Here is an 18,634-nt window from a genome sequence, read left to right on the forward strand (position 1 = left end):
CTTGCTCCCACAGGGTTTGGCGGTATCTGGACTAGCGAACGCTGCTGGTGAAACTGCTGGCGCCCGGCAATTCCAGAACGATCTCGTCACCGACGTTCAGCGGACCAACGCCCACTGGCGTGCCGGTGAGGATCACGTCCCCGGCCTGCAGCGAGAAGCAGCCGGCCATGTGCTGGATCATCGGCACGATCGGGTTGAGCATCGCACTGCTGTTGCCGTCCTGACGCACTTCACCGTTGATGGTCAGGCGGATACCAATGTCGGTCAGGTCGGCAAAGGTGCTGCCGGACACGAACGGAGCAAGCACTGCCGCACCATCGAAGGACTTGGCGATTTCCCAGGGTAGGCCCTTGGATTTCAGCTCGGCCTGCTTGTCGCGCAGGGTCAGATCCAGGGCCGGGGCGAAACCGGAGATGGCGTCGAGCACTTCTTCACGGCTCGGCTTGGTCGACAACGGCTTGCCGATCAACACCGCGATTTCCGCCTCGTAATGCACCGAACCGCGCTCGGTCGGAATGCTGAAACCGCCTTCCAGCGGCACCACACAACTGCCCGGCTTGATGAACAGCAGTGGTTCGGTCGGCACCGGATTATCCAGTTCCTTGGCGTGTTCGGCGTAGTTACGGCCGATGCACACCACTTTTCCCAGGGGGAAGTGAATGCGCGTACCGTCGACATACTGGTGCTGATAGCTCATTACCGACTCCTGCTTCGTTGGCTCTTAAAGTTCGAAAATCAAACAGCGAAAATCTTGCCCGGGTTCATGATGCCGTTCGGGTCGAACACTGCCTTGACCGCTTTCATGTACTCGATCTCGACCGGCGAGCGGCTGTAGGTCAGGTAGTCACGCTTGGTCATGCCCACGCCGTGCTCGGCGGAGATCGAACCGTTGTACTTCTCGACGGTTTCGAACACCCACTTGTTGACGGTGGCGCATTTGGCGAAGAACTCGTCCTTGCTCAGGTTATCCGGCTTGAGGATGTTCAAGTGCAGGTTGCCGTCGCCGATGTGGCCGAACCAGACGATTTCGAAGTCCGGGTAGTGTTCGCCGACGATCGCGTCGATTTCCTTCAGGAATGCCGGAACTTTCGATACGGTGACCGAGATGTCGTTCTTGTACGGCGTCCAGTGGGAAATGGTTTCGGAGATGTATTCGCGCAGTTTCCACAGGTTCTGCAGCTGGGTTTCGCTCTGGCTCATCACGCCGTCCAGCACCCAGCCCTGCTCGACGCAGTGCTCGAAAGTTTCCAGGGCGTGGTTGGCCACTTCTTCGGTGGTCGCTTCGAATTCCAGCAGCGCGTAGAACGGGCAGTCGGATTCGAACGGCGCCGGTACATCGCCACGGGCCATGACTTTGGCCAGGGCTTTGTCGGAGAAGAATTCGAAGGCGGTCAGGTCAAGCTTGCTCTGGAAGGCGTGCAGCACCGGCATGATCGAGTCGAAATCGGCGGTGCCGAGAACCATCGCGGTGAGGTTTTTCGGGGCGCGGTCCAGGCGCATGGTCGCTTCGACCACGAACCCGAGGGTGCCTTCAGCGCCGATGAACAGCTGACGCATGTCGTAGCCGGTGGCGTTCTTGATCAGGTCGCGGTTCAGTTCCAGTACGTCGCCCTTGCCGGTGACCACTTTCATGCCAGCGACCCAGTTACGGGTCATGCCGTAGCGAATAACCTTGATCCCGCCGGCATTGGTGCCGATATTGCCGCCAATCTGGCTCGAGCCGGACGATGCGAAGTCCACCGGGTAGTACAAGCCTTTTTCTTCAGCGACGTTCTGCAATTGCTTGGTGACCACGCCCGGCTGGCAAACGGCCGTGCGGTCAGTGAGGTTCACGTCGAGGACCTGGTTCATGTAGTCGAACGATACGACCACTTCGCCATTGGCCGCCACCGCTGCTGCGGAAAGACCGGTGCGACCACCAGACGGCACCAGCGCCACCTTGTGTTTGTTGGCCCACAGGACAATGGCCTGGACCTGCTCGGTGGTCTTGGGGAACACGATGGCGGTCGGGGCCGGGGCGAAATGCTTGGTCCAATCCTTTCCGTAAGCATTCAGGGAGTCGGCATCGGTCAGCACCTTGCCAGGCTCAACCAGGGTCTTCAGCTCTTCAATCAGGGCAGGATTGGTCATCGACAGAACTCTCGAACAATTCATGGTCATCCTGAGAACGCTTCACGTCGCAGGAATGAGTGTTTAGCGGGGTGCATATGCTAGCATAACGACCCCGCAGGATAGTGCCCAACGGCTGTTCTGCGGCGACGGCTTTCTTGCCGTCGGGGTCAGCGTCTGTTGACCATTTCCTGCCATTTTTCTCCGGGATACAGGTTTACGCAGATGAGCAAGACTTCTCTCGATAAGAGCAAGATCAAGTTCCTTCTTCTCGAAGGCGTCCACCAATCGGCTGTCGACGTCCTCAAGGCGGCGGGCTACACCAGCATCGAGTACCTCACTGGTTCTCTGCCGGAAGCCCAGCTCAAGGAAAAGATCGCTGACGCTCACTTCATCGGCATTCGCTCCCGCACTCAACTGACCGAAGAGATCTTCGATCACGCGAAGAAGCTCGTGGCTGTAGGGTGTTTCTGCATCGGCACCAACCAGGTCGACCTGGACGCTGCCCGCGAACGCGGCATCGCGGTGTTCAACGCACCGTACTCCAACACCCGTTCCGTAGCGGAACTGGTGCTGGCCGAAGCGATCCTGCTGCTGCGCGGCATCCCTGAGAAGAACGCTTCCTGCCACCGTGGCGGCTGGATCAAGAGCGCGGCCAATTCCTTCGAGATCCGCGGCAAGAAGCTGGGCATCGTCGGCTACGGCTCGATCGGTACTCAACTGTCGGTCCTGGCGGAAGGCTTGGGCATGCAGGTGTACTTCTACGACACCATCACCAAACTGCCATTGGGTAACGCTACTCAGGTAGGCAACCTGCACGAACTGCTGGCGATGTCCGACATCGTTTCGCTGCACGTACCGGAAACCGCCGCCACCCAGTGGATGATGGGAGAGAAGGAAATCCGCGCTATCAAGAAAGGCGGCATCCTGATCAACGCCGCCCGCGGCACCGTGGTCGAACTGGACCACCTGGCGGACGCGATCAAGGACAAGCACCTGATCGGCGCGGCCATCGACGTATTCCCGGTGGAGCCGCGCTCCAACGACGAAGAGTTCGAAAGCCCGCTGCGTGGCCTGGACAACGTGATCCTGACCCCGCACATCGGCGGTTCCACCGCTGAAGCCCAGGCCAACATCGGTCTGGAAGTGGCAGAAAAACTGGTCAAGTACAGCGACAACGGTACTTCGGTATCGTCCGTGAACTTCCCGGAAGTAGCCCTGCCGGCTCACCCTGGCAAGCACCGCCTGCTGCACATCCACGAAAACATCCCGGGCGTGCTCAGCGAGATCAACAAGGTCTTCGCCGAAAACGGTATCAACATCTCCGGTCAGTTCCTGCAGACCAACGAGAAAGTCGGCTACGTGGTAATCGACGTCGACGCCGAATACTCGGACCTGGCGCAAGAGAAGCTGCAACACGTCAACGGCACCATCCGTAGCCGTGTGTTGTTCTGATCACGACCTGAGCGACAAAAAAGGGAGCCTTCGGGCTCCCTTTTTCATTCACGCAACAACGTTACTTGACGTTGACGGTGATCTTCTCGGAAACGATCGGCGGATCGAACGGCATGTGGTTGCTATCGCCCAGTTCAAGCTGCAAGGTGTGTTTACCCGGCGTGAGTGTTATTTCAGCCTGGGTCTGCGCACCGCCGAAGTGCAGGTGGTTGGCATCCTTGGGGATCGGCGCACCGGCGGCTGGCAGCTCATCGACGTCGATCAGCACGTGGTGATGACCGGTGTTCTTGGTGGTATCGCCCGCCGGTGCCAGGGCAATGTTCTCGACCGCGAACTTGACGACGACTGTCTGTGGAATCGTCGCACCGTCCTCGGGAGACACGATGGACACTTCGGCGCCTTTCGGAGCCGGCGTTGCAGCACTGGCCAGCACAGAAACACCCATCAACAGGCCAGCCAAAGCAGCACGTGACATAAAGGTTTTCATTCTCTTCTCCAGTTTTTCCGTAAAATCCGCATGACCATGACAACTTCATGGCCAATTGTTGTCGAAGGCACTCGACAACCATAGCAAAGCGAGCCTGAATCAGAGGGTCGCGATAATAAATTCAAAGGAGTGACCATGCGCTTTCTGCCTGGCCTGATCTGCCTGCTACCCCTTTTGAGCCCTTTGGCTCATGCCGAACTGATTGATGACGTCAACGACCGGGGCGAATTGCGCATTGCCGTTGAAGCCAACACTCCCCCATTCAATTTCAAGGATGACGACAAGCTCACCGGCTTCGAAGTCGAGCTGGGCCAACTGCTGGCAAGTGAACTCGATGTCCGGGCCGACTTCGTCGTCACCGACGGCAGCGATCTGCTGACCGGCGTCGAAAGCGGCAAATACGACATCGCTATCAACCACATAGCAGTGACCCCGGATCTCAAGGATCGTTTCGATTTCAGCGAGCCTTACACTCAAACCCATGCGCAATTGATCGCGCAAAAAGAAGAGCCGCGCTCCATCTTGCTGGTGCAGTCGCTGACGGAAGAGAAGCCCAAATCCAACCCGGCCGTGAGCCTGGCGATTCCGTTTCAGAAGGGTAATCCGGCGTTCCATGCCAGCCTGGAGAACGCGTTGCAGCGGATCAAGGATGACGGGCGCCTGCAAGCGCTGGAACAGAAGTGGTTGGGGGCGGGTGTGGATGTGGCGCCGAAGCCTTGAGGTTGTTGCAGGTCTGAAGTGAAAGCTGATCCTGTAGGAGCGAGCCTGCTCGCGATGGCGGCCTGACATTCAACATCAATGTTGACTGGGCTGGTCTCATCGCGAGCAAGCTCTCTCCCGCAGTGCCTTGTATCGCTCGTTAATCGAGTGCTGCCAACGTCAGCGCCGCTTGCGGCAACTCCAGCTCACTGAACACCTGCACCCCGTGGCGTTTGAGCAGCGCCGCCGTCACGCCCTCGCCACTGACCTTTACACCGCTGAACGTCCCGTCATAGGTTAGCAAATTGCCGCAGGACGGGCTGTTGGCCTTGAGGACGGCGATGCGGATGCCATGCTTTTGTACCAGCTCCAATGCCTGATACGCCCCCGACAGAAACTGCGCACTGACGTCTTCACCCTCAGTGGTGACCACCAACGCCTGGCCATCGAGGACTTGCGCGCCCTGCCCGCCTGGAATTTCCGCCGCCGCCCGAGGTGTTGGCAAACCACCGGCCACCTCCGGGCACAGCGGCACGACCCGACCTTCATCAAGCCACTGCTGAAGCTGATCGAACGGCCCGCTGGCCCCGCCGTCGTAACGAACCCGGTGACCCAAGAGGCAGCGGCTGACGAGAATTTTCCGCATGATCAGAACGGCTCGTTGCCGCGCCGGCGGAACCAGCCGGTCAGCGACAGGCGATCGCGGGTCGCGGGCAGGACTTCGTGGGGAACCTCTCCGGAGAGAAACACCACCAGGCAGCCGCCGATAGGTTGCACGTCCTGGACACGATCATTGTCGAGGTACATGCGCAACTGGCCGCCGTGTTCGGGAAGCCAGGCGTCATTGAGGTAAACCACCGCCGAAACCATGCGCCGGTCGTCATCGCGAAAGCGGTCGACGTGCTTCAGGTAGAAGGCTCCGGGCGGGTACATCGCAAAATGGCTTTCGAAATCCTCCAGGCCGAGAAACAGACCGCGATTGATCGCCTCGCGCAGGCTGTTCATCAAACTCAGATAGCTGTCGCACGCCTCGGCTTGGCCGGGGTCGATCCACTGAATATGGTCGCCACGAATCCCTTCGCGAATCTCCGAAAACGGCCCACGGCCCACGGCGGCCGGAGCCAGTTCCCCCTCAGCAGCACGCTTGCGACACTCGGCCGCCAGCGCTCGGGTCAGATCCAGAGGCAGGAAAATATTCTGCTGCGACCAGCCGTGCTCGGCCAGGTCGTCGACGATTCGTAGCAGCAGCGGGTGATCAGAGGATATTTGCATGGCGCGCATAGTATTCCTGTGCCCGGAAATCCGACAGAGCCGCGCAGCGGGTTGATACGAATTCTCGACAAGCAGGGGTGCCGCACGGAGAATAGTCGCCTGCTGACAGGAGTCCCTATGCGCCGTTTGCTTTTATCACTGCTGATGTTCTGCGTTTTGCCCGCCTGGGCAGACAGCCACGACCAGTTGTACAAGGTCGCCGGTTGGCCGGAACAACGCGCGCATTTCAGTGACGCCCTCTCGGCCGCACAGCAACGCTACCAAGGCAGCCTTCCACCGGCAGTGTTTCAGGCACTGGTCAATAACAGCAATCAGCGATTTTCCGCCCAGGCCGTGGACCAGCGCGCCGAAGCGCAATTGCGCAAGAAGCTCACCGACCCCAAACCCGCGCTGACGTTTTTCCAATCGCCCCTGGGCAAGAAAATCGTTGCCGCCGAGCTGCTGGCGACCCGACGCGACCAACTGGCGAAAAACGCCAAGGGCCTGCCGAAGATGCAGGCCAGCAACAGCCGCATGCTGATCATCGGCCATTTGGCACAAGCCCTGCCCGCACGCGAGGCTGGCGCGGAAGTCAGCCTGGCGATTGCCGGCGTCGCCGCCGACAGCTTGAGTTCGATGATCCCGGGGTTGCTCGGTTCCGGTCAGGCCCAAGGCATGCTCAACGGCCAGCGCCAGCGCCTGATGGACCAGATCGGCAGCGACCTGAACAACACGCTGCTGTATGTCTATCGCGACCTCTCGGACAACGAACTGGAAGAGTTCGCGACCTTTGCCGAATCTTCGGAAGGCCAGGCTTATTATCAGGCGGCGTTGGCCGCGATTCGGGCGGGGTTGGCGGTGGGGCAGAGCAATTCGAACCTGACCCAGTGATCCTCACCAACTGATAGACCGCTATTGCGAGCAGGCTCGCGATAGGGCTGGAACTGGCGCTAAGGATTCCGACCCTTGATCCGCCTGGTCAAAAACCCGAAATACTCCTCCCGCATCACCAGTGTTTCATTCGCCAGATGATGCCGTGCCTCGGGCAGCATCAGCACCTGCGGCCGATCAAATTTGCCCCGCAACACTTCCAGGTTGTGCTCCCAATCCACCGTCATGTCGGCCTGCCCCTGTACGATCAACGGCCGACGGGCACTCACGGGAGCGGCCTCGATGCGCTTGATCCAGCGCGCCAATGCGCCCACCCAGGCTGTCGGCAGGCGCAGCGGCTGCAATGGATCGGCTTGCAGGAACGGCAGAAAGGCCGGGTCGTTGGAGTTCTCGCTGAAACGCCGGGCGATGGCTTTGACGAAAGGCTTGAGCACGTAATAACTCAGTTGCGACCAACCCCACGCCCGCGGCCGAACCAGCGGCGACAGCAGAATCACCTGGCCCTGGGCCGGACTGTTCGCTCCCGCATTCAACACATGATCGATCACGATCGCCCCGCCGGTACTCTGCCCGCACAGGTGCCACGGCTGCGGCAAGCCGAGGGATTGCGCCTCACTGAACAAGCCTTGCAACGCGTCCTGATACTCAGCGAAATCCTTGATGCTCGCCCGTTCGCCACTGGACAGTCCATGCCCCGGCAAGTCGCAGGCAATCACCGCAAAGCCTTGGTCCAGCGCCCATTCGATCACATGCCGGTAGAGCCCGGTGTGGTCGTAGAAACCGTGGATCACAAACAGCGTCGCCTTTGCTCGCTCGGGCCACCAGAACTGGCTGACCAGCTCATAACCGTCGACCTCGAATCGCCCAAGGCCGCTGCGCACCTGACGCGGGGCAAAATCCAGCCCGTAGAAACGCTGGTAAGCCTGCGCCTGCGCCGACAACGGCTGCCCGGCCACCAGTGGCAGCAGACTTGCACGTAGAAGATCGGGGTCGAAAGTAGCCGGCATGGACGATTCCAGAACGTGAAACGGACTTTATAGGCCTGCGATATTCTTCTGTCGCGGCAAGCATGGCAAGCTAGCCGACCTTCGAGGATCGAACCGATGCGCCCGCCCCTTCGCGCCACCCTGTTTGCCAGCCTGCTCGCCGTGGTGTGTGCCGGCGTATTGTGGGCGGCCTACGACTGGTTCCAGGGGCGTTACCTGCGGGCGTTCAGCGAGCACACGGCAATGTTTTCCGGTGACCCGCTACGCCTTCCCGAATCCCTCGCCGGCCCTGGCGCCATCCGCCTGGTGCACTTCTGGGACCCGGCCTGCCCGTGCGATGTCGGCAATCAACAACACCTGACCGAACTGGTCGAGCACTACGCTCCCCATGGCGTGGAATTCTATGCCGTGCAAAAGCCCGGTAGCCACGGCCAACTGCCGAGCACCTTGAGCAGCCTCAAAACCATCGCCATCCTGCCCGGTTCCGAACAGGTCCCCGCCAGCCCGGCCGTGGCGATCTGGGATCGCAGCGGCAAACTGGCGTACTTCGGCCCCTACAGCGAAGGCCTGACCTGCAACTCCAGCAACAGCTTTATCGAACCGATCCTGCAAGCGCTGGATGAAGGCCGCGCGGTGAGTGCCACGCACACACTGGCCGTGGGGTGTTACTGCCCGTGGCCTGTCGAGCCAACCAAGTAGGGAAAGACGCGGTAATACGAATCCCTCCTACGGGCGATGCGCCAAATCGGCGCGCCGTGTTACACAGTGGCGCCAGGAATCACAATAACAACAAGGAGTCTCCATGAAACGCAGCCTGACCGCTCTCGCTCTGCTGATCGTCGTGCTGGCCGCGGGGGCCGGCTGGTACCTCTACAGCAAGCAGCCGTCACGCCAGGGCATGGTGGAACTGCAACACCTGCAAGGCTCCGTCAGCGTGCGCTACGACGAGCGCGGCGTCCCGCACATCCGCGCCGACAACGAAACCGACCTGTACCGCGCCCTCGGCTATGTGCATGCCCAGGACCGCCTGTTCCAGATGGAAGTCCTGCGTCGCCTGGCCCGTGGCGAACTGGCCGAAGTATTGGGGCCGAAACTGCTCGATACCGACAAACTGATGCGCAGCCTGCGCATTCGCGAACGCGCCGAAACCTACTTCGCGAATCTCGACAAACAGTCGCCCTCTTTCATCGCCATGCAAGCCTATCTGGACGGCATCAACCAGTATCAGGACAGCCACGCCAAACCCGTGGAGTTCGATGTGCTGGGCATTCCAAAGCGCCCGTTCACGGCCCAGGACACCATCAGCATCGCCGGCTACATGGCCTACAGTTTCGCTGCGGCATTTCGTACCGAACCCTTGCTGACATTCGTGCGCGATCAACTGGGGCCCGAATACCTGAACATCTTCGATCTCGACTGGCAGCCCAAGGGCGTGCTCAATGGGGCCGGCACCACTTTGGCCAGCGCCGACTGGAAAGACCTCAACGCCCTCGCCCGCCTGAGCGAACAAGCCCTGGCTGACAACGGCCTGCCACAGCTCGAGGGCAGCAACGCCTGGGTTGTCGCAGGCAGCCGGACCCAAAGCGGCAAGCCGCTGCTGGCGGGTGATCCGCATATCCGTTTTTCCGCGCCGTCGGTGTGGTACGAAGCGCAACTTTCGGCGCCGGGCTTCGAACTCTACGGCCACTATCAGGCGCTTATGCCGTTTGCGTCGCTGGGCATGAACCGCGACTTCGGCTGGAGCATCACCATGTTCCAGAACGACGACCTCGACCTGATCGCCGAGAAGGTCAACCCCGACAACCCCAATCAGGTCTGGTATCGCGGCAAGTGGGTGGACATGACGACCAGCGAGCAGCAGATCGCGGTCAAGGGCCAGGCGCCGGTCACTCTGGTGCTGCGCCAGTCGCCCCACGGCCCGATCGTCAACGACGCCTTGGGCAGCGGCGCCGGCAAAACGCCGATTGCCATGTGGTGGGCGTTTCTCGAAAGCCAGAACCCGATCCTGGAGGGCTTCTACCAGCTCAATCGCGCCGACACCCTGACCAAGGCCCGTGGTGCCGCGGCAAACATCCAGGCTCCGGGCCTGAACGTTGTCTGGGCCAATGCCAAGGGTGACATCGGCTGGTGGGCGGCGGCGCAATTGCCTAAACGCCCGGCGGGTGTGCGCCCGTGGTTCATCCTCGACGGCAGCACCGCCGAGGCGGACAAGGACGGCTTCTACCCGTTCACGGCCAACCCTCAGGAGGAAAACCCCGCGCGGGGCTACATCGTCTCGGCCAACTTCCAGCCGGTGTCGCCCACCGGCATGGAGATTCCCGGCTACTACAACCTTGCCGATCGCGGCCAACAACTCAATCGCCAACTCAGCGACAAAGCGGTCAAATGGGACCTGGAAAACAGCCAGAAACTGCAACTGGGCACCACCACCGCCTACGGCCCGCGCCTGTTGGCACCGCTGTTGCCGGTGTTGCGCGAAGTGGTGAGCGATCCCGCCGAGCTCAAACTGGTGGAGCAACTGGCCCAGTGGCAAGGCGATTACCCCCTCGACTCAACCAGCGCCACGCTGTTCAACCAGTTCCTGTTCAACCTGGCTGACGCGACGATGCGCGATGAGCTGGGTAACGACTTCTTCGAAACGCTGCTCTCGACCCGGGTGATCGACGCCGCGCTCCCCCGCCTGGCCGCCAGCGCCGATTCACCGTGGTGGGACAACCGCAGCACCCTCGGCAAGGAAACCCGTGCCGACACGGTGAAATCCGCCTGGCAAGCCAGCCTCGCGCACCTCAAGAGCACCCTCGGCGTAGACGCCTCGCAATGGCAGTGGGGCAGTGCGCACACGTTGACCCACGGCCATCCGCTGGGGCAGCAAAAGCCACTGGACCTGTTCTTCAATGTCGGCCCCTTCGCCGCACCCGGCACCCATGAAGTGCCGAACAACCTCTCGGCGAAAATCGGACCGGCACCCTGGCCCGTCACCTACGGCCCCTCGACCCGACGCCTGATCGACTTCGCCGACCCGGCCCACAGCCTGACCGTCAACCCGGTCGGCCAGAGCGGAGTTCTGTTCGACAGTCACTATGATGATCAGGCCGAGGCCTACATCGAGGGGATGTACTTCCAGGCGCATCTCAATGATGAAGAAGTCATTGCTAATACCCGCAGTACCTTGAAGCTGTTGCCGGCGCGGGCTGCGCCATAGATTTTTGCTGGCTGGGCTGGCCTCTTCGCGAGCAGGCTCGCGAAGAGGCCCTCACAGACAACAAAAATGTCAGTTCAAACCATCGCCGCAAAATTCAGCCTGAACTGCTGAGGCGTCACCCCCAATCGGCGATTGAATACACTGCGCATGTGCTGGGCATCGCGAAAACCGCATTGATAGGCCACGGTCTTGAGCGGCGCGCGAGTGCTTTCCAGCAGCGTCCTCGCCGCATCGACCCGTGCGCGCTCGACGAACTCGGCCGGGGTGATTTTCGCTTCTCTGGCGAACACCCGGGAGAAGTTGCGCGCGCTCATGTTGGCGGCATTGGCCAGGTCGGCGATGGTCAGGTCGCCCGTCAGGTTGGCCAGCACGTAATGCTGCACCATCGCCACTGCCGAATCCGGTTCGGCGTGGGGCGTGAGGAACGGGCTGAATTGCGATTGCCCGCCCGAACGCTGGGTGAACACCACCAGCCGCTTGGCGACATGCAGCGCCACTTCCGGCCCGTGATCCCGGCCCAATAGATACAACGACAGATCGATCCCCGCTGTGACCCCCGCCGAGGTGAACAGCTCACCGTCCTCGACATACAGTCGATCCGCCTCCACCCGGGACGAGGGGCACAGCGCCGCCAGATCCGATGCGTCCTGCCAATGCGTAGTGACCGTGCGCCCCTCCAGCAATCCGGCCCGGGCGAGCATGAACGCGCCGTTGCAGATCGAGCCGAAGCGCTTGGCCCGGGCGCAGGCATCGCGCAACCAGCCATCGAATGCCCTGCCGAAATCCATGAACGGCAACTGCGGCCCGCCGGCCACCAGCAACAGGTCATACGGCTCCAGCGCTTCGCTGAAATGTCGATGGGCATTGAGTGCCAAACCGTTGGAGCACGCCATCACCCCGCGCTCGACGCCGACCACCTCCAGACGATAGTGATCCTGCGGGGCAAGGAAGCGATTGGCCTCGGAAAACACATCCATGGGGCCGGTGACATCCAGCGACTGGACGCCGGCGAACACCACGATGGCTACGGTTTTACTCATGGTTCAAAACGCCTCTCATGGCACTGATTGCAACGCTCCTACAGGGTCTGCATGCACCCTAGCCAATCCAGGTCCAACAAGCGAGGTTGGCGCGATATGCACGCTCATTGGCCGGGATCGCAGCCATGGATCGATTGTCCGGTTTCGGGGGCCGGAACAGACTGAAACCCTCATCACGACGAGGAAAACTCCATGGGCATCACCATCGCCGGCATCAGGATCCCCGACAGCGCACTGGCCAAGGCCACCACCGAATACATCCGCGACATCGAGTCCGACCTGCTCTACCACCACTCGCGCCGGGTCTTCCTGTTCGGCGCACTGAGCGGCGAGCGCAAGCAACTGGCCTACAACCCGGAGTTGCTGTACGTCGGCGCGATGTTCCATGACCTGGGCCTGGTGCAAGGTCATCGCAGCGACAACGAGCGCTTCGAAGTCGATGGTGCCAACGCGGCAGCAGCGTTCCTCAAGCCTTACGGATTGAGCGATGAGGACATCGAACAGGTCTGGCTATCGATTGCCCTGCACACCACACCGGGCGTGCCTCAGCACTTGCGGCCCACCGTGGCACTGGTCACGGCTGGCGTCGAGATGGACGTGCTGGGCATGGACTACGCGGCGTTTTCCAGCGTGGAGCGTGAAGCAGTGGTGCATGCGCATCCACGGGGCGAGGGGTTCAAGGAGTGCATCATCTGCGCGTTTGCCGACGGCTTGCGCCATCGTCCGCAGACCACGTTTGGCAACGTGAAGACTGATGTGCTGGTGGATCAGGAGGCGGGGTTCACGCCGATGAACTTCGTCGAGGTCATTCGCAAATCCCCTTGGGTCGCCTAAAACCAATGTAGGAGCGAGCCTGCTCGCGATAGCAGTGTGTCAGGCAACAATTAAGTCGACTGACACTCCGTCATCGCGAGCAGGCTCGCTCCTACATTTTGGACTTGGGTTGAACTCGATCATAAGTTCAACCCGGCATTGCTCAAGCCGCTTCCGGTGCCTGCGCGCGACGCACGTCCGGTTGCTTCCACGAGTCGGCTGCCGCTTCCTCGATCGCCTGCTGGATCGCACGACGACGGCTTTCTTCAGCACGACGGCTGAAGAACCAGACCAGGAAAGTCACGATCGACACCGCCAACAGGATCAGGCTGGCCACGGCGTTGATCTCGGGCTTGACCCCCAGACGCACCGCCGAGAACACTTCCATCGGCAGGGTCGTGGAACCCGGGCCGGACACGAAGCTCGCCAGCACCAGGTCATCGAGGGACAACGCGAACGACATCATGCCGCCCGCTGCCAGCGATGGCGCGATCATCGGGATGGTGATCAGGAAGAACACCTTCCACGGCCGCGCCCCCAGGTCCATGGCGGCTTCTTCGATGGACAGGTCCAGCTCACGCAAGCGCGCCGAGACCACCACCGCCACATAGGCCGCACAGAACGTGGTGTGGGCGATCCAGATGGTGACGATGCCGCGTTCCTGCGGCCAGCCGATCATCTGCGCCATGGCCACGAACAGCAGCAACAGCGACAGACCGGTGATCACCTCAGGCATGACCAGCGGCGCGGTAACCAGGCCACCGAACAGGGTACGGCCCTTGAAGCGCGTAATGCGCGTCAGGACGAACGCCGCCAATGTACCCAGAGCCACCGCCGCAATCGCGGTGTAGCAGGCGATTTCCAGCGAGCGCACCACCGAGCCCATCAACTGGCTGTTATCGAGCAGGCCGACGTACCACTTGATCGACCAGCCGCCCCACACCGTTACCAGTTTGGAGGCGTTGAACGAGTAGATCACCAGGATCAGCATCGGCAGGTAGATGAACAACAGACCCAGTACCAGCATCAGGCTGGAGAAACGGAAGCGCTTCATTCTTTACCCTCCATTTCCTTGGCCTGACTGCGGTTGAACAGGATGATCGGCACAATCAGGATCGCCAGCATCACCACCGCCAGGGCAGACGCCACCGGCCAGTCACGGTTGTTGAAGAACTCTTGCCAGAGCACCTTGCCGATCATCAGGGTTTCCGGACCGCCGAGCAGTTCCGGGATCACGAACTCGCCCACTACCGGAATGAACACCAGCATGCAGCCGGCGATGATGCCGTTTTTCGACAGCGGCACGGTGATTTTCCAGAAGCTGTTGAAGGTGCTCGAACCCAGGTCCGATGCAGCTTCCAGCAGGCTGTGATCATGCTTCACCAGGTTGGCGTACAGCGGAAGGATCATGAACGGCAAGTAGGAATAAACCACGCCGATGTAGACCGCCAGGTTGGTGTTGAGGATCTGCAGCGGTTCGTTGATCCAGCCCATGCTCATCAGGAAACCGTTGAGCAGGCCGTTGTTGCTGAGGATGCCCATCCACGCATAAACGCGGATCAGGATCGCGGTCCAGGTCGGCATCATGATCAGCAGCACCAGCACCGTTTGCATTTCCTTGCGTGCAACGGAGATGCCGTAGGCCATCGGGTAGCCGATCAGCAGGCAGAGGATGGTGCTGAACAACGCCATCTTCAACGAGCCGAGGTAAGCGGCGATGTACAGCTCGTCACCGCCCAGCATCACGTAGTTGCCCAGGTTAAGCAGCAGTTGCAGCTTCTGTTCGGCGTAGCTGTAGATTTCGGTGTACGGCGGAATGGCCACGTCTGCTTCGGCGAAGCTGATCTTCAGAACGATGAAGAACGGCAGCATGAAGAACAGGAACAGCCAGATGAATGGAATGCCGATGACCACCTGACGGCCACCGGGAATTATTCGATTGAGACGGCGTTTCAATTTGCGCATGTTCATGAGCGAAGCACCACGCCGCTGTCGTCTTCCCAGTACACGTAGACCTGATCACCCCAGGTCGGACGCTGCCCGCGACGTTCGGCGTTGGCCACGAACGACTGCACCAGCTTGCCGCTTGGCAGTTCGACGTAGAACACCGAGTGCCCGCCGAGGTAAGCGATGTCGTGCACCTTGCCGCTGGACCAGTTGTACTGGCAGGTCGGCATGTCGGCGGTGACCAGCAGTTTTTCCGGACGGATCGCGTAGGTGACCGACTTGTCCTGCACCGAAGTGCTGATGCCGTGGCCGACGTAGATCTGGCGGTCCAGGTCCTTGCAGGTGATGGTTGCGTGGCCTTCGGCATCGTCGATCACTTCGCCTTCGAAGATGTTGACGTTACCGATGAATTCGCAGACCAGGCGGCTGGTCGGGGTTTCGTAGATGTCGATCGGGCTGCCGATCTGGGCGATCCAGCCCAGGTGCATGATCGCGATGCGCTCGGCCATGGTCATGGCCTCTTCCTGGTCGTGGGTCACCATGACGCAGGTTACGCCGACGCGCTCGATGATCTCCACCAGCTCCAGCTGCATTTGCGAACGCAGCTTCTTGTCCAGTGCACCCATCGGTTCGTCGAGCAGCAAAAGCTTCGGACGCTTGGCCAGGGAACGGGCCAGGGCCACACGCTGACGCTGGCCACCGGACAACTGATGCGGCTTGCGCTTGGCGTATTGGCTCATCTGTACCAGCTTGAGCATGTCGGCCACGCGGGCGTCGACTTCAGCCGCCGGGATCTTGTCCTGCTTGAGGCCGAAGGCGATGTTCTGCGCCACGGTCATGTGCGGGAACAAGGCGTAGGACTGGAACATCATGTTGATCGGCCGCTCGTAGGGCGGCATGTCAGTGATGTCTACGCCATCGAGAAAGATCCGTCCCTCCGTGGGCCGTTCGAAACCTGCGAGCATGCGCAGCAAAGTGGATTTGCCCGATCCCGAACCGCCGAGCAGGGCGAAAATCTCGCCTTTCTTGATTTCCAGGGACACATCGTCCACGGCAATCGTCTCGTCGAACTTCTTCGTGACCCGGTCGATTTTGACCAGCACCTGTTTAGGTGACTGGTCGCCCTCGAGGGCTTTCTTATAGGCGCCGGAGGCAACTGCCATTTACGAAACTCCCAGAAAAAAGAGTGCAGTTCGCTCAAGGTGAGCCAACCTGGATAGTTTGAGCCTTGAAACTATTTACCCGTCTTGACCGTGGTCCAGCTGCGGGTCATCAAGCGTTGAACATTCGGCGGTAGCTCGATGGACACATAGGTCTTGTCGAGAACCTCTTGCGGTGGATAAACCGCTTCGTCGGTGCGAATGGACTGTTCCATCAGTTTGTCCGACCCCGGGTTAGGGTTGGCATAGCCGACGTAATCACTGACCTGGGCAATCACCTCAGGCTTCAGCAAATAGTTGATGAAGGCGTGGGCCTCTTTGACGTTTTTCGAGTCCTTGGGAATCGCCAGCATGTCGAACCAGAGCGCGCCGCCCTCTTTCGGGATCGAGTAGGCGATGTTCACGCCTTTCTTGGCTTCTTCAGCACGGTGCTTGGCCTGGAAGATGTCGCCGGAGAAACCGATCGCCACGCAAATATCGCCGTTGGCCAGATCCGCGATGTACTTGGAGGAATGGAAGTAGGTCACGTAAGGGCGCACAGCGAGTAACTTGTCAGTGGCCTTTTTATAATCTTCAGGGTTGGTGCTGTTGGCATTCAGGCCCATGTAATTGAGCACGGTTGGCATCATTTCATCGGCGGAGTCGAGGAACGCGACGCCACAGCTGTGCAGCTTCTTGATGTTTTCCGGCTCGAACAACACGCCCCAGGAATCGATCTTGTCGACGCCCAACACAGCCTTGACCTTGTCGACGTTGTAACCGATGCCGTTGGTGCCCCACAGGTACGGCACGGCGTACAGGTTGCCCGGATCGTTCTGCTCCAGGCGCTTGAGCAGCACCGGGTCGAGGTTCGAATAGTTCGGCAACTGCGACTTGTCGAGCTTCTGGAATGCCCCGGCCTTGATCTGTTTGCCGAGGAAGTGGTTCGACGGCACGACCACGTCGTAGCCGGTACGCCCGGCCAGCAATTTACCTTCCAGGGTTTCGTTGGAATCGAAGACGTCATAAACCGGCTTGATACCGGTCTCTTTCTGGAAGTCGGCCAGGGTGGTCTCGCCGATGTAGTCCGACCAGTTATAAATATGCACGGTACCGGCGGCCTGGACACTGACAGCAATCGTCAGCCCGACAGCCACCAGCATGGCATTGCGCAACATAGAAAAAATAGGCAAGTGGAGGTCCTCTGAAATTAGTTGGGCCCAAGTTGCCCCGCGCTACATGACAACCGTGGTTGCCCGGCAACAAAACCGGCGCGCAACTTACCCTCGAAAAACCGTTCCAGCAAAACTTTTGTCATTTTATTCAACCTGTTGCCGCTATCGCCTCGATGGCGACAACAGGTTGTTGCATCAAACCGGCTTATTTACCGGATTTGATCTTGGTCCAGCTGCGGGTCATGATCCGCTGGGTCGCGGCCGGCAAGTCGGCAATCGCGTACAGCTTGGCCAGCACGTCCGCCGGTGGGTAAACGCCCGGGTCGCTGGTGATGTCTTTATCCACCAGTGGCGTGGCAGCCGCGTTACCGTTCGGGAAACGCACGGCGTTGGTGATTTCAGCCATGATTTCCGGCTTCTGCAGGAAGGTCATGAACTTGTAGGCGCCTTCGACGTTTTCGGCATCTTTAGGGATGGCGACCATGTCGTAGAAGCTGCCTGCACCTTCTTTGGGAATGTTGTAGCTGACTTTCACCTTGTCACCGGCTTCGGCAGCACGGGACTTGGCCTGGTAAATGTCACCCGAGTAACCCACGGCCACGCAGATGTTGCCGTTGGCGAGGTCGGAGATGTACTTGGACGAGTGGAAGTAGGCGATCGAAGGACGGACCTTCATGATCAGCGCTTCAGCCTTGTCGATGTCTTCTTTCTTCTGGCTGTCGGTTGGCAGGCCCAGGTAGTGCAACGCCACCGGAATCATCTCGGTTGGCGAGTCCAGCAAGCTGATACCGCACGATTTCAGTTTGGCGGCGTTTTCAGGCTTGAAGATCAGGTCCCAGGAATCGACCGGTGCATCGGCACCCAGTGCAGCCTTGACCTTCTCGGCGTTGAAGCCGATACCGATCGAACCCCACATGTACGGGAAAGCGTGCTCGTTGCCCGGGTCGCTCACGGAAACGGCTTTGAGCAGGTCGGTGTTCAGGTTTTTCCAGTTAGGCAGCTTGGACTTGTCCAGCTTCTGGTAGACTCCAGCCTTGATCTGCTTGGCCAGGAAGTTGTTCGACGGTACAACGATGTCGTAACCGGACTTGCCTGCCAGCAACTTGGCTTCCAGGGTTTCGTTGCTGTCGAAGACGTCATAGACAACCTTGATGCCCGACTCGTCTTCAAACTTCTTGACGGTGTCCGGTGCGATGTAGTCGGACCAGTTGTACACGTGCAGTACTTTGTCATCGGCCTGAACCGCGCCCGCCATCAAGCCCATCACGGACATGGCAAGCAGAGTCTTGCCAGCGAGCTTTTTACCTAGTGCCTTCATGCGTAATGCTCCAAATTTTTCTTTTTTGAACCACTTGTTCAGCGACCGAACCCGGGCAACTGGAACCGCGGCTAGTCTGGCAAGATCCACATCAGTCTTTCAAGGAAACGGCCACGCTTTCT

The 18,634-nt window shown here is 60.1% G+C and carries 18 protein-coding genes; 6 read left to right on the forward strand and 12 right to left on the reverse strand.

Annotation, left to right across the window (positions count from 1 at the left end; translation table 11 throughout):
• Positions 1-31: 31 nt before the first annotated feature.
• Together AABM52_RS29130 and AABM52_RS29135 are read right to left on the reverse strand one after the other, a co-directional pair.
• Complete coding sequence (locus AABM52_RS29130; protein ID WP_056726437.1) at positions 32-697, reverse strand: fumarylacetoacetate hydrolase family protein; 666 nt, start codon at positions 695-697, stop codon at positions 32-34.
• A 38-nt stretch (positions 698-735) separates the two neighbouring features.
• Positions 736-2,130: an FAD-binding oxidoreductase gene (locus tag AABM52_RS29135; RefSeq protein WP_347909634.1), complete on the reverse strand. Its 1,395-nt coding sequence runs from the start codon at positions 2,128-2,130 to the stop codon at positions 736-738.
• Between the two features lie 204 nt (positions 2,131-2,334).
• Between AABM52_RS29135 and serA the strand changes: the two genes are divergently transcribed.
• Positions 2,335-3,564 carry a phosphoglycerate dehydrogenase gene (gene serA / locus AABM52_RS29140; RefSeq protein ID WP_095945603.1) on the forward strand — a complete coding sequence of 410 codons (1,230 nt, stop codon included), beginning with the start codon at positions 2,335-2,337 and terminating at the stop codon, positions 3,562-3,564.
• 61 nt (positions 3,565-3,625) lie between these two features.
• Here serA and AABM52_RS29145 read toward each other — a convergent pair whose 3' ends face one another.
• Positions 3,626-4,051, reverse strand: a complete 426-nt coding sequence (locus AABM52_RS29145) for a DUF4399 domain-containing protein (protein WP_347909635.1) — start codon at positions 4,049-4,051, stop codon at positions 3,626-3,628.
• A 135-nt stretch (positions 4,052-4,186) separates the two neighbouring features.
• Between AABM52_RS29145 and AABM52_RS29150 the strand changes: the two genes are divergently transcribed.
• The gene (locus AABM52_RS29150; RefSeq protein ID WP_347909636.1) at positions 4,187-4,771 is read left to right on the forward strand and encodes a transporter substrate-binding domain-containing protein; all 585 of its coding nucleotides are present in this window, start codon (positions 4,187-4,189) and stop codon (positions 4,769-4,771) included.
• A 139-nt stretch (positions 4,772-4,910) separates the two neighbouring features.
• On the opposite strand, the gene AABM52_RS29155 is transcribed toward AABM52_RS29150, so the two are convergent.
• Both AABM52_RS29155 and AABM52_RS29160 read right to left on the reverse strand, forming a co-directional pair.
• Positions 4,911-5,396, reverse strand: a complete 486-nt coding sequence (locus tag AABM52_RS29155) for a DUF523 domain-containing protein (protein WP_347909637.1) — start codon at positions 5,394-5,396, stop codon at positions 4,911-4,913.
• Positions 5,397-5,398: 2 nt separating this feature from the next.
• Positions 5,399-6,031 (reverse strand): 2OG-Fe(II) oxygenase, encoded by a 633-nt coding sequence (locus tag AABM52_RS29160; RefSeq protein ID WP_347909638.1) that lies wholly within the window; start codon positions 6,029-6,031, stop codon positions 5,399-5,401.
• A 108-nt stretch (positions 6,032-6,139) separates the two neighbouring features.
• Here AABM52_RS29160 and AABM52_RS29165 point away from each other — a divergent pair, with 108 nt between their 5' ends.
• Complete coding sequence (locus tag AABM52_RS29165; protein ID WP_347909640.1) at positions 6,140-6,892, forward strand: DUF2059 domain-containing protein; 753 nt, start codon at positions 6,140-6,142, stop codon at positions 6,890-6,892.
• Between the two features lie 59 nt (positions 6,893-6,951).
• Here the strand turns inward: AABM52_RS29165 and AABM52_RS29170 are convergent, their stop codons facing one another.
• Entirely contained in the window at positions 6,952-7,899 is a 948-nt protein-coding gene (locus AABM52_RS29170) for an alpha/beta hydrolase (protein ID WP_347909641.1), read from the reverse strand.
• A 96-nt stretch (positions 7,900-7,995) separates the two neighbouring features.
• On the opposite strand from AABM52_RS29170, the gene AABM52_RS29175 reads away from it, so the two are divergent.
• Positions 7,996-8,577, forward strand: a complete 582-nt coding sequence (locus AABM52_RS29175) for a DUF6436 domain-containing protein (protein WP_347909642.1) — start codon at positions 7,996-7,998, stop codon at positions 8,575-8,577.
• Between the two features lie 103 nt (positions 8,578-8,680).
• On the forward strand, positions 8,681-11,080 hold the full coding sequence (locus AABM52_RS29180) for a penicillin acylase family protein (protein WP_347909643.1): 2,400 nt from the start codon (positions 8,681-8,683) through the stop codon (positions 11,078-11,080).
• A 74-nt stretch (positions 11,081-11,154) separates the two neighbouring features.
• Here the strand turns inward: AABM52_RS29180 and AABM52_RS29185 are convergent, their stop codons facing one another.
• Positions 11,155-12,120 carry a GlxA family transcriptional regulator gene (locus AABM52_RS29185; protein WP_347909644.1) on the reverse strand — a complete coding sequence of 322 codons (966 nt, stop codon included), beginning with the start codon at positions 12,118-12,120 and terminating at the stop codon, positions 11,155-11,157.
• 192 nt (positions 12,121-12,312) lie between these two features.
• On the opposite strand from AABM52_RS29185, the gene AABM52_RS29190 reads away from it, so the two are divergent.
• Positions 12,313-12,954, forward strand: coding sequence for an HD domain-containing protein (locus AABM52_RS29190; RefSeq protein WP_347909645.1), 642 nt, complete (start codon positions 12,313-12,315; stop codon positions 12,952-12,954).
• A 142-nt stretch (positions 12,955-13,096) separates the two neighbouring features.
• Here AABM52_RS29190 and AABM52_RS29195 read toward each other — a convergent pair whose 3' ends face one another.
• From AABM52_RS29195 to AABM52_RS29215, 5 genes are all read right to left on the reverse strand, one after another.
• Positions 13,097-13,987 carry an ABC transporter permease subunit gene (locus AABM52_RS29195; RefSeq protein ID WP_057712854.1) on the reverse strand — a complete coding sequence of 297 codons (891 nt, stop codon included), beginning with the start codon at positions 13,985-13,987 and terminating at the stop codon, positions 13,097-13,099.
• Positions 13,984-14,904: an ABC transporter permease subunit gene (locus tag AABM52_RS29200; RefSeq protein ID WP_347909646.1), complete on the reverse strand. Its 921-nt coding sequence runs from the start codon at positions 14,902-14,904 to the stop codon at positions 13,984-13,986. Before AABM52_RS29200 ends, AABM52_RS29195 begins: the two co-directional genes overlap by 4 nt.
• A complete protein-coding gene (locus tag AABM52_RS29205) occupies positions 14,901-16,043 on the reverse strand; it encodes a polyamine ABC transporter ATP-binding protein (protein WP_347909647.1) in 1,143 nt (380 codons plus the stop codon). Before AABM52_RS29205 ends, AABM52_RS29200 begins: the two co-directional genes overlap by 4 nt.
• Before the next feature lie 71 nt (positions 16,044-16,114).
• A complete protein-coding gene (locus AABM52_RS29210) occupies positions 16,115-17,212 on the reverse strand; it encodes a polyamine ABC transporter substrate-binding protein (RefSeq protein ID WP_347909648.1) in 1,098 nt (365 codons plus the stop codon).
• A gap of 187 nt (positions 17,213-17,399) precedes the next feature.
• Positions 17,400-18,512, reverse strand: coding sequence for a polyamine ABC transporter substrate-binding protein (locus AABM52_RS29215; protein WP_046039115.1), 1,113 nt, complete (start codon positions 18,510-18,512; stop codon positions 17,400-17,402).
• Positions 18,513-18,634 lie beyond the last annotated feature (122 nt).

Origin of the sequence: Pseudomonas grandcourensis (assembly GCF_039909015.1) — a bacterium.
GTDB classification, from domain to species: Bacteria; Pseudomonadota; Gammaproteobacteria; order Pseudomonadales; family Pseudomonadaceae; genus Aquipseudomonas; species Aquipseudomonas grandcourensis.